This is a genomic window from Sphingomonas montanisoli (assembly GCF_008274695.1).
GTDB classification, from domain to species: Bacteria; Pseudomonadota; Alphaproteobacteria; order Sphingomonadales; family Sphingomonadaceae; genus Rhizorhabdus; species Rhizorhabdus montanisoli.
In genome coordinates this window covers 24,499-38,868 of the sequence record NZ_VTOU01000006.1, presented here as the reverse complement: position 1 = coordinate 38,868, position 14,370 = coordinate 24,499, and the positions used below count along the sequence as shown (strand labels likewise).

General features: G+C 63.8%; 22 protein-coding genes. 2 read left to right on the top strand and 20 right to left on the bottom strand.

Annotated features, from left to right (window positions below; genetic code table 11):
• Positions 1 to 76: 76 nt before the first annotated feature.
• The 5 genes from FYJ91_RS19430 to FYJ91_RS19410 all read right to left on the bottom strand — a co-directional run bounded on the left by FYJ91_RS19430 (position 77) and on the right by FYJ91_RS19410 (position 3,001).
• Entirely contained in the window at positions 77 to 1,012 is a 936-nt protein-coding gene (locus FYJ91_RS19430) for a ParB/RepB/Spo0J family partition protein (protein ID WP_149523994.1), read from the bottom strand.
• Positions 1,012 to 1,776 (bottom strand): ParA family protein, encoded by a 765-nt coding sequence (locus tag FYJ91_RS19425; protein WP_149523993.1) that lies wholly within the window; start codon positions 1,774 to 1,776, stop codon positions 1,012 to 1,014. Before FYJ91_RS19425 ends, FYJ91_RS19430 begins: the two co-directional genes overlap by 1 nt.
• A gap of 13 nt (positions 1,777 to 1,789) precedes the next feature.
• A complete protein-coding gene (locus tag FYJ91_RS19420) occupies positions 1,790 to 1,969 on the bottom strand; it encodes a hypothetical protein (RefSeq protein ID WP_149523992.1) in 180 nt (59 codons plus the stop codon).
• 346 nt (positions 1,970 to 2,315) lie between these two features.
• Positions 2,316 to 2,552, bottom strand: a complete 237-nt coding sequence (locus FYJ91_RS21130) for a DUF7673 family protein (protein ID WP_425474078.1) — start codon at positions 2,550 to 2,552, stop codon at positions 2,316 to 2,318.
• Positions 2,553 to 2,605: 53 nt separating this feature from the next.
• On the bottom strand, positions 2,606 to 3,001 hold the full coding sequence (locus FYJ91_RS19410; protein ID WP_149523991.1) for a DUF3768 domain-containing protein: 396 nt from the start codon (positions 2,999 to 3,001) through the stop codon (positions 2,606 to 2,608).
• A 274-nt stretch (positions 3,002 to 3,275) separates the two neighbouring features.
• Here FYJ91_RS19410 and FYJ91_RS19405 point away from each other — a divergent pair, with 274 nt between their 5' ends.
• Positions 3,276 to 3,653 carry a hypothetical protein gene (locus FYJ91_RS19405; RefSeq protein WP_149523990.1) on the top strand — a complete coding sequence of 126 codons (378 nt, stop codon included), beginning with the start codon at positions 3,276 to 3,278 and terminating at the stop codon, positions 3,651 to 3,653.
• A 110-nt stretch (positions 3,654 to 3,763) separates the two neighbouring features.
• Here FYJ91_RS19405 and FYJ91_RS19400 read toward each other — a convergent pair whose 3' ends face one another.
• The 3 genes from FYJ91_RS19400 to FYJ91_RS19395 all read right to left on the bottom strand — a co-directional run bounded on the left by FYJ91_RS19400 (position 3,764) and on the right by FYJ91_RS19395 (position 5,216).
• On the bottom strand, positions 3,764 to 4,297 hold the full coding sequence (locus FYJ91_RS19400) for a hypothetical protein (RefSeq protein ID WP_149523989.1): 534 nt from the start codon (positions 4,295 to 4,297) through the stop codon (positions 3,764 to 3,766).
• A gap of 49 nt (positions 4,298 to 4,346) precedes the next feature.
• Positions 4,347 to 4,511 carry a hypothetical protein gene (locus tag FYJ91_RS20740; protein ID WP_021243491.1) on the bottom strand — a complete coding sequence of 55 codons (165 nt, stop codon included), beginning with the start codon at positions 4,509 to 4,511 and terminating at the stop codon, positions 4,347 to 4,349.
• A 228-nt stretch (positions 4,512 to 4,739) separates the two neighbouring features.
• Complete coding sequence (locus tag FYJ91_RS19395; RefSeq protein ID WP_149523988.1) at positions 4,740 to 5,216, bottom strand: hypothetical protein; 477 nt, start codon at positions 5,214 to 5,216, stop codon at positions 4,740 to 4,742.
• Between FYJ91_RS19395 and FYJ91_RS20960 the strand changes: the two genes are divergently transcribed.
• The gene (locus FYJ91_RS20960) at positions 5,209 to 5,637 is read left to right on the top strand and encodes a thermonuclease family protein (protein ID WP_149523987.1); all 429 of its coding nucleotides are present in this window, start codon (positions 5,209 to 5,211) and stop codon (positions 5,635 to 5,637) included. The two genes, FYJ91_RS19395 and FYJ91_RS20960, sit on opposite strands and share 8 nt — an antisense overlap.
• 32 nt (positions 5,638 to 5,669) lie before the next feature.
• On the opposite strand, the gene arsH is transcribed toward FYJ91_RS20960, so the two are convergent.
• From arsH to FYJ91_RS19330, 12 genes are all read right to left on the bottom strand, one after another.
• Positions 5,670 to 6,449 (bottom strand): arsenical resistance protein ArsH, encoded by a 780-nt coding sequence (gene arsH, locus FYJ91_RS19385; RefSeq protein ID WP_281290639.1) that lies wholly within the window; start codon positions 6,447 to 6,449, stop codon positions 5,670 to 5,672.
• On the bottom strand, positions 6,446 to 7,513 hold the full coding sequence (arsB, locus tag FYJ91_RS19380) for an ACR3 family arsenite efflux transporter (RefSeq protein WP_149523986.1): 1,068 nt from the start codon (positions 7,511 to 7,513) through the stop codon (positions 6,446 to 6,448). The genes arsH and arsB overlap by 4 nt, the downstream gene beginning before the upstream one ends.
• Positions 7,510 to 8,046 (bottom strand): GNAT family N-acetyltransferase, encoded by a 537-nt coding sequence (locus FYJ91_RS19375; RefSeq protein WP_149523985.1) that lies wholly within the window; start codon positions 8,044 to 8,046, stop codon positions 7,510 to 7,512. Before FYJ91_RS19375 ends, arsB begins: the two co-directional genes overlap by 4 nt.
• A 3-nt stretch (positions 8,047 to 8,049) precedes the next feature.
• On the bottom strand, positions 8,050 to 8,484 hold the full coding sequence (gene arsC, locus FYJ91_RS19370; protein ID WP_149523984.1) for an arsenate reductase (glutaredoxin): 435 nt from the start codon (positions 8,482 to 8,484) through the stop codon (positions 8,050 to 8,052).
• Entirely contained in the window at positions 8,481 to 9,002 is a 522-nt protein-coding gene (locus tag FYJ91_RS19365) for an arsenate reductase ArsC (RefSeq protein WP_149523983.1), read from the bottom strand. Before FYJ91_RS19365 ends, arsC begins: the two co-directional genes overlap by 4 nt.
• A gap of 11 nt (positions 9,003 to 9,013) precedes the next feature.
• Positions 9,014 to 9,346 carry an ArsR/SmtB family transcription factor gene (locus tag FYJ91_RS19360; RefSeq protein ID WP_021243482.1) on the bottom strand — a complete coding sequence of 111 codons (333 nt, stop codon included), beginning with the start codon at positions 9,344 to 9,346 and terminating at the stop codon, positions 9,014 to 9,016.
• Between the two features lie 101 nt (positions 9,347 to 9,447).
• Positions 9,448 to 9,861 (bottom strand): single-stranded DNA-binding protein, encoded by a 414-nt coding sequence (locus FYJ91_RS19355; RefSeq protein ID WP_056366854.1) that lies wholly within the window; start codon positions 9,859 to 9,861, stop codon positions 9,448 to 9,450.
• Between the two features lie 490 nt (positions 9,862 to 10,351).
• Complete coding sequence (locus tag FYJ91_RS19350; RefSeq protein ID WP_246152757.1) at positions 10,352 to 10,981, bottom strand: hypothetical protein; 630 nt, start codon at positions 10,979 to 10,981, stop codon at positions 10,352 to 10,354.
• Between the two features lie 187 nt (positions 10,982 to 11,168).
• Positions 11,169 to 12,116 (bottom strand): DUF2493 domain-containing protein, encoded by a 948-nt coding sequence (locus FYJ91_RS19345; RefSeq protein ID WP_149523981.1) that lies wholly within the window; start codon positions 12,114 to 12,116, stop codon positions 11,169 to 11,171.
• A gap of 243 nt (positions 12,117 to 12,359) precedes the next feature.
• On the bottom strand, positions 12,360 to 12,806 hold the full coding sequence (locus FYJ91_RS19340) for a hypothetical protein (protein WP_149523980.1): 447 nt from the start codon (positions 12,804 to 12,806) through the stop codon (positions 12,360 to 12,362).
• A gap of 25 nt (positions 12,807 to 12,831) precedes the next feature.
• Entirely contained in the window at positions 12,832 to 13,755 is a 924-nt protein-coding gene (locus tag FYJ91_RS19335) for a hypothetical protein (protein ID WP_149523979.1), read from the bottom strand.
• Complete coding sequence (locus FYJ91_RS19330) at positions 13,748 to 14,359, bottom strand: DUF6927 domain-containing protein (RefSeq protein WP_149523978.1); 612 nt, start codon at positions 14,357 to 14,359, stop codon at positions 13,748 to 13,750. The genes FYJ91_RS19335 and FYJ91_RS19330 overlap by 8 nt, the downstream gene beginning before the upstream one ends.
• Between the last annotated feature and the right edge of the window lie 11 nt (positions 14,360 to 14,370).

Below are 14,370 nucleotides of genomic sequence, written 5' to 3'. Positions count from 1 at the left end.
CTGTCTGAAAAGCTCGATCGTTTCTACGCGGAGTGAGGGGTGAATGAGTGAGCGCCCGCCCCGCCCCGCCAATGGCCTACCCCACGGCGATGTCAGTTACGGGCGCTTCGACCTCCTCGCCGTCGTCGAACACCACCCGGACCCGCTCGGGCAAGACCAAACGTCCTGTCCGCCCGCCCAGGGTCACCCGAACCGCATCAAGGGGCCGGGGCTGGAAAGACACCTCCGTTCCGAACATCGACCGCAGGCCGGCACCGGCACGCACCGACCTTTTCGGCACAGCGCGCTCAGTGTCCTGCCCATTTGAGAGAGCCGGCACGACATGCAATCCGGCATCGGGCGAAGCCTCGGATGCCTTGAGCCCCGCGATGAACCGGCCGCCCTCGGCCAAGGTCACGCTTTCAACACCAAGCCGCTCGACATAGGCGCGCACCGCCTCGCCATGGGTTCGGGCAGCCCGGTGCAGGTCGTAAAGCAGCCGAATTGGCATCTGATCGATCGCTGCTCGCAACCAGGGCGCCATGTCGGCACAGGCGGCATAGAGCGACACGAACTGCTTCGAGCGGCCGAGCGCGCGGGCGATCTCCGCCTGGGTGACGCCGGCGGCCAGCATCCGTTCGATCCCGGTCGCGAGATCATGCGGGGTCAGGCCCGCGCGCTGATCATTCTCAACGATCTGATCGGCGAGCGTGTCGGCCCGGTTCACCACCGCCATCACGATCGCCGGAATAGTCTCGCGCCCGGCAAGGCGCGATGCCCGAAAGCGCCGCTCGCCGACGCGGATGACATGAAGCCCGTCCCCATTTTTCGGGGCGACGATAATCGGCTGCAGGACGCCGCGCGCCGCGATCGAAGCGGCAAGATCCTCGAGCTCGGTCTCGTCGAACACGCGCCTTGGGTTTTCGGGGTCGGCGATGATCCAGTCGAGCGGCAGATCCTCGACGCGCCGCGCGCTGTCGTGGAGACCGACAAGCAGTCCGAACTCTTCGGCGCGCTGATCGAACTTGCCCATCACGCCGCACTCAGGCGACGGTCATCCATCCGGCGGACTATTTCGGCCAGGATCGGTCGGATTTCGTCAGCCGCTGCTTTCGCGCCGCTGCCTGTTTCGCGCCAGACCGGATGATGCTGTTCGGCCGAATGCTTGTAGGTCGGTCGCGCCTTGATGAAGGCAGGAAACATCAGTTTCTCGCCGACGGCGCGGGCGAGCTTGACCGCATTGTCCATTTCGCGCCGGTCGAACGGATTGACCATCGAGGGCAACAGCCCGAGAAAATCGACCTTGCGCCCGCCTCTCGCCCCTTCCGCTTTTTTGAGCGCGGTGAGCAGCATCTTGGCGCACTCGATCGAATCCTCGGCGACCTGGACCGGCGCGATCACCGCGTCGGCCACCGCCATCGCGCTCAAGGTCAGCTCATCCCATTTGGGACCGGTGTCGATGACGATATGATCGAAATGGGCACCAAGTGCGGGAAACCGGCCGAGGAAGTCGCGGACATCCGCGGCTGCCTTAACCATCTGCAGGCGCGGATCAGCGGCGAAAACCGTGATGCCTGGCGCATCGCTCAGGTCGAGCCGCGCCTCGGGATCGAACAGGTCCGCTGCGAACCACCCGGTCCGCTCGCTGGCGAGCCGGCGCGTGGAACTGCCCTGCGGATCAAGGTCTAGAAACGCGACCCGGTTGCCGGCTTGCTCGGCAAGATACCAGGCAAGGTGCGTTGCGAGAAAGGTCTTGCCGACCCCGCCCTTGAGGAGGCTGACGACGATCGTTCGCATCGGCGCCGCGCCGTCAGGATTCATAGTCGTGCGGACCATCGCGCAGGTTGCGCTCATAATGCTCGCGCGACGACCGGTCGCCGCCCCCGCCGATGCCGGGTCCGACGTAACGGAACAGGTAAACGGTGATGACGAAGCAGGCGAATGCGAACAGCAACGCATGGTCTGGATGACGCGAAAAATAATCGGCCACGGCGGGTCTCCTTGGCATGTTCCAGGGAAACCGGTCGGTCCCCTCACCGCGCAGCAAAACGCGGCCGCTCTCGCCGCGCAGCCTCCCCTCTCGTGCCGGGAGCAAGGCCCGATGGAATGTCTGGGCGGCACCGACGATAGTCTGCTCAAGCAGACTTTTCGGCCATCCCCCCGGTCAGGGGGATGGCCGGGGTCACCATCGCTCGGTGAGACATTTTTTTGCGCAGCCCGGAGGCAGCTCCAGCGGGCTCGGTTGGCGCGACGCGATCAGCGCTCGCGGCTGACGCCCTGGTCAGTCGGCAGGCTCACGCAACCGCCACTGGTGGACCAGGGCGACGATCTTGTCCTCATAGCCGAGCTGGTCGGGATAGATCGCGCCGTGATGATCGCCCAGATAGACGAACGACGGCCATGTCGGCCGCAACGGCGTGGTCGACGCCGAACAGGTCGGCAAGATCGAACCCGCCATTGTCCTGCGCATTCCACCAGGCGAGCAGGAAGTTGGCGGCGCGGCGCGCCTGCCCCGTGTCCGAGGCGGCCAGATCGAAAAGCCGGTCGAGGGCTTGGATGACAGGCTCGCTCATCTGCGAATCCTTTCGGTAAAAGGTGGCCCCGACAGGGTCGGGGCCATGATAGCTCAATATTCGTGGGTGAGAAGCAGCGTCAGCACGCGGGTGGTGACGTCGGGATCGGTCGGATCGGGCGATCCATAGGTCAGCGCGCGATCATAATAATCGATCTTCCAGTACAGGGTTTCGCCGGCAAATTCGAAGCGCCCGAAATCACGCTCGCCATGGGGATCGACGTCGGGACCAAAGGCGTCATAGTCGCGCACGGTGCGCAGCAATTCGGCGCGACGCTGGAACCCGCGAAACAGGCTGGTATCGCCGATCAGCTCGGCGACGCCGGCGGTCATGACCACCTGGTTGACGCCCGGGCTATGGATGGACTGGCGCAGGGTATCATTGAGCCGCGCGATGGTCGCGACGCGCTGGTCTGCGGATAGGACTTTGTCATTCTGGGGGTCGGCCATGACGTTCGACTTCCTGATCTGTGTCAGACCCCGCCTATCGGGGCCTTTCGACAGGCGACCGGACCGCCGGGGCATAGCGCGCCCGCGCACCCGCAGGGTCGCAACGGATGTGGAGAAGCCCGGCATCGGGCTTGCGCTGGCAAGTGCCGCGGCGAGGACGCCAAGCCAGGAAGGGACGATCGGTGCAGCGGTGATAGGGAAAATGGAACGGCATGGCCGACTTTTCGGACGTGCTGCTGGACGCGCGACTAAGGGCTTCGCTATCCCCTCGATCATGACAGACACCGCCCGGATCATTGCCCTCTGGCCACGCTGGACATCGAGCGTGGGCGTGATGCAGCGGCTGCAGATCCAGGTTCGCACCCAGTGCCGCCGCTGCGGCGCCCTGATGCGCGCCGATCTGGACGATCTGGTCGCCCGCTATGGCGCAAGTGCGTCGCTGATCGATCGCCAGGAACGATGCCGGATGGTCGCGTGCGATGGCGCGACCTTCTACCTTGGCGCCCGGCGGCATGGCGAACCGTGGCGGATCCTGCTCGATGCCGCGGCGCTGCGCGACGGGCTGAGCCTGTGCCCGCCAGCGCATCTCGCCCATGGGCGACCAGCCCCTGTCGCGAATGCCGCAGACCTGCTCATTCCAGGGCGTCGTTGACGGCCTGCCCCACGGCAGGGATCGTGACCCGCATGGGCCGAGACCCGGCACGGGGCTCGGGGCGTTTCGCCTAGAGCCCGGTCCGGCGCAGCCGGAGCCGCCCTCCCCGCTCAAGCCCCCTTTGCATCGCCCAGATCACCGAACAAACGACGCAATATCTCGTCCAGGCTGGCGACCTTCTCGAACCTGGATATCCGCACCTTGCGGTGGTTCGGCCGCTCGTTCTTCTCGCCCTCCGCCGTGCCCTTGCTATGTTTGGCGACGGCAAACGAACTGATGTCCGGCAAAGGTTCGCCTGGCCCCGCGCCGAACCACAGATAATGGTCGAAGAGGAGGTCCGGCGTCACCACGATCCAGATGACGCATCCGTTCGGCTTCTCCATCAGCTTGAGGCTGATCTTGACCTCATCGGTCTTGCCGCCGACGATTTTGGTCTTGAACTGGATATGGCGGGTCACGCGGCCGCGGGCCATGACCAGATCATAGCCGCCCGCGTCGAATTCGGAACGCAGCACCTCGACGTCGGTCACACCCAGTTGCCATAGGCGGCGCAGCGCGTCCCCGACGAAGACATGCTCCACGATGCGCTCACGCAGGGTCGAGTGGATGAAATGCGGGCTCGCTTCCTCGGTAAGATCGTCCAATCAGCGCTCGCACAATAAGGGCGGGGGCGAACGCCCCCGCCTGAAGGTTTCAGCTGAACGGATCATATTCATTGATGACCGCGACGTCGCCATCGAACTCATCGGCGGTGATGACGGCGAACTGCGTGCCGATCCCGATGACCATCGTTGCAATCATGAGGGTTCTGGAGAGGCCGAGCGCGTGGAGGCGGGCGATCTTGATGTCGGTGAACATATCGAGGCTCCTTGCCAAGCCGGCGGGTTCATCCCCGCTCGACTGGCGCCCGATGTGTTCGGCCGGTGGCCGCGATCACTTTTTTGCCAACGGCCAAAAAGCCGTAGCGCAAGCGACCGGACCCTTTACGGGTTGATCGCATAAGGCCTCCGGCCGGACCAAGGATTGCGCCTCAAAGAGCGGGGTGGACCCGCCTGACGCCAGGATTTGGGCTTCGCACCGACCTTTCTAGAATGTCTCCAGGGTCGGCTCTTGCGCAGATCGCGCGGTCTTGGGCAGGATGCTGGAGAGCTCATCCATCGAATATGGTTTGTTGAGCCGTGCGAACCCGCTGGCTCCTTCGTCGGCTAGGACATGGCTATAGCCGCTTGCCAAGATGATCGGCAGGCCGGGATAGAGGGTGGCCTCTTGCCGTATGTTCTTTTTTTGTTCTATGTTTCTCTCATGCTCCGAGTCGATGAAGATAGCCTGACCCTCCATCTCGAGGTGTCGCTCGCAACCGCCGAACCGGCACTGGTGACGGATATTCGCTGCGGTGACGCGGCCGCACGGCGGCGTGCGGTGGCGCAGCTGGCCCGGCATCTGGCGGTCCGATTGCGCTGCTATGATATTCTCGCTGACGAGCCCGCCGCGATGGCGGGGACATTGCCGCTCTTCCCCGACGCATGACGAACACCTCGTCCCGATCCCATCGCTGATGCTCATAGCCTTGCTTCTCGCTGTCGCGACCGTCCCCGCCGGGCAGATGTTCACCTGCACGCCCATCAGGGTGTGGGACGGCGATGGACCGGTCTGGTGCCGGGAAGGACCACGGATTCGGCTTGGCGGAATAGCGGCACGCGAAATCGACGGCTCATGCCGGCGGGGGCAACCCTGCCCGCGCGCGAGCGGCATTGCCGCGCGGGACGCGCTGGTCCGATTGCTTGGCGGCGCCAGGGGCCGAAGCGGCACCGGCCATATCCTTGTCACTGGCCCGAGGCTCCATTGCCGGTCAACCGGCAACGCAAAAGGGGATCGCACCGGGGCCTGGTGTTCTGCGCCGGGGATCGGCGACCTGAGCTGCGCCATGATCGCGACGGGCACAGTGCTGCGATGGCAGCGCTATGCGGCAGGCCATTGCCGCTGACAGGGCCTGATGGTCTGCCGCATGCCAACGGCTCATCCCTGCACGGTTTGGGGCGCGATTGCGATCGACGAGAGGTCGTTCGTTGGATCTACTTGGATGCCCGCTTCGCTCCGTTCGGAATAGCGATCGACGAGCTGATCCGCATGCGGCCGCAGCAGGACGGTAAAGCGTACAAGCTCCTCGACCACATCGACGATGCGATCATAATAGCTCGACGGCTTCATGCGGCCGTCATCGTCAAATTCGGCGAACGCCTTGGCCACGCTCGACTGGTTGGGGATCGTGAACATGCGCATCCACCGGCCAAGGATGCGCAGTGTGTTGACGCTGTTGAAGGATTGCGAACCCGCGCTGACCTGCATCACAGCCAGGGTCCGCCCCTGTGTCGGGCGCATGCCCTGATACGCCAGAGGCAGATGGTCGATCTGGGCCTTCATGATACCGGTGATCTGCCCGTGCCGTTCCGGGCTGCACCAGATCTGCCCTTCCGACCACAAGGAATGCGCCCGTAGTTCGGCAACGGCCGGGTGGTCGTCCCCTTCGACCTGGTCGGGAAGCGGCAGATCAGAAGGATCGAATATCCGCGTTTCACATCCGAAAAACTGGAGAAGCCGCGCAGATTCCTCCACGACAAGCCGCGAGTAGGATCGCTTCCGCAAGCTGCCATAGAGGAGAAGAATGCGTGGCGGCGGATCGTTCGGGCCGAGACCAAGCGCGGGCCTCTGGTGGGCATAGGCCATCTTCAGACCCGGCAGATAATCCGGCTCGGATAGCTGGCGCAGGCGTTCAAAAGCCATGATGTCCTCGCTCATCGGCCCTGCTCGGGCACGGTATCGGGAAACCAGCGGCGACCGAACCAGAAGGCGACATTCACCAGCAGGATCAGCACTGGCACCTCCACCAGTGGGCCGATGACGGCTGCGAAAGCGACCGGGGACGCCAGCCCGAAAGCGGCGATCGCGACGGCAATGGCCAGTTCGAAATTATTGCCGGCAGCCGTGAAAGCCACCGCCGTCGTGCGTGGATAATCGCTGGCGATCAGCTTGCCCATGAAAAAGCTGATCGAGAACTGGACAACGAAATAGATCGTCAGCGGGATGGCGATGCGGATAGCATCCCCCGGGAGCGTTACGATCTCGCTGCCCTTCAGGCTGAACATCGCAACGATCGTGAACAGGAGGGCGATGAGCGTGACCGGACCGATCTTCGGGAGGAATACGCCCTCGTACCAGTCGCGCCCTTTGGCCGCGACGAGACCCTTCCGGGTCAGATATCCCGCGAGGAAAGGGATACCGAGGTAGACCGCGACCGCTTGCGCGATGATCCAGAAACTGACGTTGATGACGCTGCCCTCCAGCCCGAACAAGGGCGGCAGGAAGGCGAGGAAGAACCAGGCATAGAGGCTGAAGAACAGGATCTGGAAGATCGAATTGAACGCCACCAGCGCCGCGACATATTGATTGTCGCCCTTGGCAAGCTGGTTCCAGACGATGACCATCGCGATGCATCGGGCCAGCCCGATCAAGATGAGACCCGTCATATAAGCTGGCTCGGCGCGCAGGAAGATGACGGCCAGAAGGAACATCAGCACCGGGCCGATGATCCAGTTCTGGACAAGCGATATCGCCAGCACGCGCTTGTCCTCGAAGACGCGCGGCAGCTCCTCATAGCGAACCTTGGCCAGCGGTGGATACATCATCAGGATCAGGCCGATCGCGATCGGTATATTCGTGGTGCCCCAGGACAGGCCGTTGATCGCGGCAGGTAGACCCTCGATGCTCGTGCCAAGGCCTACGCCCAGGGCCATCGCCAGAAAAATCCACAAGGTGAGATAGCGATCGAGAAAGGATAGCCGTGGTCGACGGGTCTGGGTCATTGCGGTTCCTTGAGCGGTGGGGCGGCGTCACCGATGCCCAGCGCGATTTGCATGTAGACGGTGTCGAGCCAGCGTCCGAACTTGCGTCCCACCGACCGCATCGTGCCGGCATGTTCGAAGCCGAGCTTGGCATGGAGGGCGACCGATGCCGCTTCACTCCCGCCGATGACGGCAATCATCTGGCGAAATCCTGCCACCTCGGCCTGTGCCAGCAGAGCAGCAAGCAGCGCCTTTCCGACACCTCGGCGCTGATGCCCGGGATCGATATAAATCGAGTTCTCACAGCTCGATGCATAGGCAGGCCGATCGCGAAACTGCGTGGCATAGGCATAGCCGACAACATGGCCGCCCTGCTGGGCGGCGAGGAAGGGCCAGCCTTTCGCCAAGCATGCGTCAATCTTGGCTTCGGTCTCCATCACCGAGCGCGGGCTGGTATCGAAGCTGGCGGTGCCCTCCCGGACATGATGGGCGTAGATGGCGGCGATCGCCGGCGCGTCGGCGAGGACCGCCGGCCGGACCGTGACCGCTACCATCGTTCAGCCTGCCGTGACGCGGTTGCCGGCAGCGTCGACGACCTGCTCGCCGTCTTCCTTGGCGAAAGCACCGCGTTGGGCCGCGGGGATGAGTTCCAGCACCGCTTCGGAAGGGCGGCACAGCTTGACGCCGAGCGGCGAGACCACGAGCGGACGGTTGATGAGGATGGGATGGGCCATCATTGCGTCGATCAGCGCCGCATCAGAAAGACCTTCGTCGCCCAGGCCGAGGTCCGCAAAGGGCGTGCCCTTCTCGCGCAGCAGGGCGCGCGCACCGATCCCGGCGCGTGCGATCAGGCTTTCCAACTGACTGCGTGAAGGCGGCGTCTTCAGATATTCGACCACATGCGGTTCGATCCCGGCATTGCGGATCATCGCGAGCGCATTGCGCGACGTCCCGCATTCGGGATTGTGGTAGATGATGATGTCCACGGTCATTCACTCGCCTCCGCCTTGGCGCTCGCTCCTTCGCTCTGTCCGATGTCCTTGAGCTTGCGCCGCATCGCCATGTCATCGAGGCTCGAGATCGGGAGCGCCAGAAACAGCGCAATGCGATTCTGCAAATAGCGCAGGGCCTGCAGGAAGGCCTCGCGTTGCCCCTCGCCCTCGATCGCGGCAGGGTCTTCAATGCCCCAATGCGCTGTCATGGGATGGCCAATCCATACCGGACAGGTCTCACCGGCTGCATTGTCGCAGACCGTGAAGATGAAATCGAACTGCGGCGCACCGGAACCGGCAAACTCATCCCAGCTCTTGGACCGCATATCGGTGGTATCGAAGCCGAGCCCCTGAAGCACCGACAATGCCATTGGGTGGACCTGCCCCTTTGGCTGGCTCCCGGCGCTATAGGCTCTGAAACGCCCCTCGCCGAGCTTGTTCATGACCGCTTCGCCAAGGATGGAACGCGCCGAGTTTCCGGTACACAGGAACAGGACATTATAAATACGGTCGGGCATACAGGGCTCCGTCAGCAGCAGGGAACAAGCTCGGCGATCAGCGGCTCGCACAGTTCCGCCCTGCCCCCGCAGCAATCCTTGACTAGGAACAGGGTCAGCGCCTTGAGCTGATCGAGGTCGGCGCGGTAGATGATCTGGCGACTGTGGCGCTCGGCACGGATCAGGCCCGCACGCGCAAGCCCGGCCAGATGCGACGACATCGTATTCTGGGGGATATTGAGCTGGCGGGCGACTTCGCCCGCGGCCAGGCCATCGGGCTCATGACGCACCAGCAAGCGAAACGCATCGAGGCGAGTGCCTTGGGCAAGCGCCGCCAGTGCGCTGATAGCAGAATCATTGTCCATATATCGATAATATTGGATATATGGATTTCTGACAAGCCCAGCAGAGGAATGCCGACACAGCAAAAGGCCCGGTGGTTGCTGCCACCGGGCCTTCGCGGGTTTCAGAAGGGAATTTCGTCGTCATCGACCGAGCTGTCATTGCCGCCCTGGTCGCCACTGGCGGGCTTGGCGCGGGTGAGGAAGGTCACCTCGTCGGCGATGATCTCGACGCCGTACCGCTCGATATTCTCGTTGTCGGTCCAGCGGGTGTAGTGGATGCGACCGCGCACCATCACCTTCATCCCCTTGTCGACATATTGTTCGACGGTCTTGCCGACGCCGTTGAAGCAGGTGATCCGGTGCCATTCGGTATCTTCGATCCGCCGGCCATTGTCGTCCTTGACGATCTTGCCGTTGCTGTCGCGCTTGGGCCGCGAGGTCGCGAGGCTGAAGTGGGTGATCTTGGTGCCGCCCTGGGTGGTGCGGGCTTCCGGCGTGGCGCCGACATTGCCGGCGAGGATGACGAGGTTCTGCATGTCGAGGTTCCTTTTTTGGGTGCCGAAGGGACCGTCCCTTCGACTGACCCCCGAAAAAGGCGGGCATGGGCGGTGCTTCCACCGGAGCGCGTCAGCCGCGCAGGGCAACCCCGACACAAGGGGTGGTGCGGGCAGCCGTGGCACACGGCAACTCGGCCCGATGGGGAGCGGGTTGAAAGGACCGAACGACCGACTTAGGGATCAGGTCAAAAAGAAGGGATGGTGGCTTTGGTTCTATTAACCCAGGAACCGGTGCAGAAACCTTGCCCTATAGCCGCGGCATGTCCCCGCCAGCCAGAGACCCCACAACAGGCCGTCAGCGCTTTCCCCAACTTGGACTGTCATCCGCAGCAAAGCGACGGCAACGCTCAAGGCAACAGACATAATGGTCGTCTGACGCACGGTACGCCGCAGGCCCACCCATCTCCGGCTTCATGGGATTGGCGAGCGCCCTTTCGAACCGCGCACAGGATGATGCGGTGGTGCGCCGTCACGCGATCTGCGCCCGGATCACGGCAAGGAGACGGTCGACGCAGTGAGAGGCGTCGGCCACATTGAAGGGTGACGCTCCGGCCCGGAACAAGGCGTCGATCTGGTGGTGGCGATAGGCCGGCGAAAGGATCGCGGCGAGTGCCGGCAATTCCGGAGGCAGGTCGGACAGGCCCGTCTCCATCGCAAGCGCCAGGGCCTTTTCAAGGTCATGCCGAATATGGACGCGGTTCCAGTCGTCGGCATAGCCTGCCTTCATCAGAAAAGCTTTGAGACCGAGTTCGATCGCGATCGCCAGCGAATGTGCGGCACTCGCGGGGGCGATCTCCACGCTACCCGCCGCACCGCAGGCAAATCCCACAGCATTCTCCATGAAAGCGGCGACCAGCGCCGAATCCGCGATCCCGGCGAAACGGCGCGCGGCGTCATCGAGCGTTGCGGCAGGAAGCCCGATCAGCCAGCGCGGCCCTGCGATATTGCGCAGATGGCGCAAATGCGCAGAACCCGGTTCATCGGTGTCGCTGCCGGCCGACCAGCGTAGCAGCAACGCGGCCTTCCAGCAGCGCCCGTGACGCTGCCGGAACGCCAGCAGGGCGCGCAGTTCCTCATCATGCAAATCGCGCATCATCATCTCTCTCTAGTTCGTGGTAGGGCGACAGCCGGCGTTGCGTCGGCAACGCGGTTAGCTGGTGGACTCTCAACCGCGTCCCGGCCGCCAAAACGGCCTCGGCGCCCTCCCCTCTCGCCTGCGGGAATTTCCAGGGGACGACGGTAAGCGCAGCGAAAAGGGGCCGCCGGGAAACCGGCGGCCCGCGGCTTCAGTCCGCAGCGCGACGAGCAGCTGCGGGAGGGCTTCCCAATGGGCCGCGGCGATCAACGACACGCAGTCCCCGAGCCTTGGCTTCGATGACAAGCCGCTCCGTCACGCCGTTGCCCTGGAAGGCGACCACGAACCGCGGCTTGAGCGAGAGCATCTGCTCGTTGCGACGGAAGCCCGCGCGATCTCCGAGTTTGCGATCGAGACCGAACCGCACCTGCTGGATGCCATTCTGCTCGGCCCAGGACGCTGCAAGCCGCTCGATACCCTTCATATCGCCGCCGTGTACGAGATACATGTCGCCGACATGGGCGCGAACCTTGTTGAGGGTGGCCAGCAGGTTATCGGCGAACGTCTTCATATCGTCGTCGTTGGCGAAGCTGAGGCGGCCACCGGCGAACACAACCGGCGTACCTTGCGCGGTGTTGGCGTTCAAAGCCCGCTCGCGGCGCGCCCGCAGGAAGGCATGGCCATCGACGATCCCGGCGGTGACGCCGAGCGAGATGCGGTTGCCGGACGATGGCACCCACGATCTCCCGGTCTCCCGGATATAGTGGGCGGCGGCGACATCGCGCATGATTTCGAAGGCACCAGCGGATTCCTCGACCTTCTTGGCGAGATCGATCTTTTCCTCCAGATTGGCCGTGCTGATTTCGGAGCCGTCCTGTTCGGCGAGGAGAAGGCGGATGTCGTCGGTCAACCGATCGACCAGCCCGTGTTTCTTGGCGGCGGCGCGGTGGAAGAGGTTCACCAGGCCCCAGCCCAGGTCTTCGATGTCGCGCTCCAGCGCGGTGTTTCCCATCGTCGTGAAGAGATCGCTCCAGATTGCGGTGACGGTCTGCTCCAGCGCCTCGGTTGGAGGCGGCGCCATGCCACTGAGATCTTCAGCACGGGGTTCGAGGTGCCCTAGCTCCAGTGCCGCGAGTGCGGCTGCAAGCGATGTGGACATGATAGCGAGCCTTTCTGTCTGTGCCGGCGGCCTCTCCGCCGGATGCGCATCCTCCGGGCGCTCGCAAAAGAGGGGCTGGCACCGAGGCACAGCCGAGGGAAACTCGCGAACAAGGGGTGGTGCGGGCAGCCGTGGCACACGGCAACTCGGCCCGCCGTTCGCGGGTTGCCAGCGCCTCGCGGGCGCCCATATGCGGCATCCTCTGGCGGGGAGGTGTCGACACAAACCGGTTTCGCTTTGCCCTCAGCTTCTGCCGTCGATTCGGAACGGGGGTATCTCCAATTCCGCCGCTGCGAGATGCGACAGCACCGCCGCGTAGCTGCCGAGACCGCGCACCGTTTCCGCCGAGATCAGGATCTCGTCATCGTCCGAGGCGCTGAAACGCCGAACGGTCGTGCCGTCAAAGACCACCCGCTCCGGGCCGAACGCCCCGGGAGCGCCGCCAGCCCAGCGCGCGAAGACAAGGGCATGATTGACACAGAAAGTCTCGATCGCCTCGAACCGGCCCCAGGCAACCTCATGGTCGGCCAGGTACAGGGGAACGCTCGTATCGAGATCGTCCGGATCGAACGCGGTGCCCTCCCAATCGGTGAAGGCGCCGTCGCTCGCAAGGGCAGCGCAGAAGCCGGGAAGGAGGTCAGGGCACAGCGATCCGCTGATGCGGATCGCGACAGAAGCGCGATCGGCCATGAGAGTCTCCGTAGCTAGTGAGGGGTCAGCCTGCGGACTGACCCCGGTGGAATGCGTCGAGCCAGCGCGCCATCGACATGCGCTGCTCGATGGGTTTGCGCGCTTGGGCCGCCTGGAACGCGACCAGCGCGAGCGGTGCATCCGCGACGATCCGATCAACCTCGCTCGGTGCAAGAAGGCCGAGCTCACGGATATAGGCGGTGATATTGCCCGGTCTCGGTATCGCCCCGCCGCGCCCGACAACGGGCTTGCGCCAGAGGCCCTCGATCGTGCGCAAGCGCGGTTTTGCGCGGGCCTCCATCAGAACGATGGTGCGAAGCTCATCCTTGGAGAGCGCATCCACCTCGTGCGGCCGCATTGCGGGACAGAAGAAACATGAGGATTTGGGCGGTACAGGGAGGCCCGCACGCTCAATACGCGCAGTGCAATCCGCCCGGGTCCAGCCCAGTTCGCGAAGAGGATACCGATAGTCATAGCGAGGGTCGGCATATCCCTCGGCATGGGCGTAGCGGCGCTGATCGGCACTGGAACAGTCATAGCCGATCAGTTTGACGACACGTCCGCCCTCTCCCCAGCACCGTATCGCGGGCGCCCATTGCGCCGTCCATTTGTCCTGCGGCGCCACCTTCCATTTGAGCGAGCACGACCCCCGCCCAAATGCCTTGGACGGCAGGGTGGCGTTGGTCAGCATGTTGGTGCCCAAGCTATCATAGGGCGGCCAATGTTTGAAATTTCGCGGTTCGTAGCGGACGATCTCGGACACGACATCGTGACGGTCCATCCAACGACGAAAGACCGGAATGAACGCATAGGTATCGGTCTTCTCGGATCCGGTATCGGCGAACAACACCATATCGATCGGCTCGCCTCGTTCGACGAGCTCGATGATCATGGCGGTGGAATCGACGCCCGCGCCCCAAGCCGCGATCACTGGCGCGCGCTCAACCATCGGCCGAGTCCTTCGGGACGATGGTCGGGTTGATAAGCCGGTATGCACGCGTCTTGAACTTTGCGATCCGGCACACAGCGCCGGTTATGGGATCGCGAAAGAGCGGTGCCCTGCCCTTCGGATTGGCAATGACCGTGAAGCGGTCGCGATCTTCGCCGTCATTGAAACGCATGGGTTCGTCGAAGACGATGGTCTGTCCCGGTTTCGGGGCCGGCTTCGCGCGTTCGAGCTTGCGGCGAACCAGGTTGGCACGACAGCGTGCGCGCCATTCGGAAGCGTAGATGCTGTCGGTCTCGGTCAATTCATCGAGAATTGCAGCGGGACAGTCGCTTTCGCACGGTCCCATCGTTTCCGTCATATCTTTGTAGCCGAACGTGCAGCCGTCGCGCGCGCCGGTACTTTGCCTGGTCAGGCACACGACGGCGAAGACGGCCCGAGCGCCGGACGCCTCGATCCGTTCGCACGCCGCGTAATAGGTCGAACCGACCATCGAAGACGCGAGAACCGTGAGTCGATGATCCGCGTGCGCATAGGTGAACTGGTTGTCGAGATAGGAGCGCGGAGTGGCGTAGCCACCCATATCGCGCATGAAGAGCCAACCCATGAGGGATCTCC